The sequence below is a fragment of the Streptomyces calidiresistens genome, from assembly GCF_014141525.1.
GTDB lineage: Bacteria > Actinomycetota > Actinomycetes > Streptomycetales > Streptomycetaceae > Streptomyces > Streptomyces calidiresistens.
This window is the reverse complement of record NZ_VKHS01001509.1, coordinates 1-531: the sequence shown is the minus strand read 5'-3', so window position 1 is coordinate 531 and position 531 is coordinate 1. Positions and strand designations below refer to the sequence as shown.

The window sequence follows — 531 nt, the reverse complement described above, 5'->3', positions numbered from 1 at the left end:
GACTGCGCCTGCAGCAGGTACGACGAGAAGTCCGATGCCGACAGCGGGTGCTTGACCGAACCGACCACCGTGCCGCCGTTGGCCTTCACCACAGCCGTGGTGTCGTTCTCCAGCGAGTGACCGAACGCGTAATCGGCGGTCAGGAAGAACCACGACTTGCCGCCCTGCTTGACCACCGCGCTGCCCGTGCCCTTGGCCAGTGCCACGGTGTCGTACGCATAGTGGATCGTGTACGGCGTGCACTCTTCGTTGGTCAGGCGCGCCGTGCCGGCACCGATGTCGATGAACACGCGCTTCTTCTCGGAAGCCACCTTGTTCATGGCCAGGCCCGTGGCAGAGTTCGTGCCGCCCAGCAGCATGTCCAGGCCTTGCTGGTCCATCCATTCACGCGCCTTCGATGCGGCAATGTCGGCCTTGTTCTGGTGGTCCGCCGTCACGAGTTCGATCGGCTTGCCGAGCACCTTGCCGCCCGCATCCTCGATCGCCATCTTCACCGCCTCGACACCGCCCTGCCCGTCGATGTCGGCATAC

1 protein-coding gene is annotated in these 531 nt (G+C 64.6%); it reads right to left on the bottom strand.

The annotated features are described in order from the left end of the window. The coding region (locus FOE67_RS31030; RefSeq protein ID WP_182667598.1) for an ABC transporter substrate-binding protein at positions 1 to 531 on the bottom strand (531 nt) is incomplete at both ends.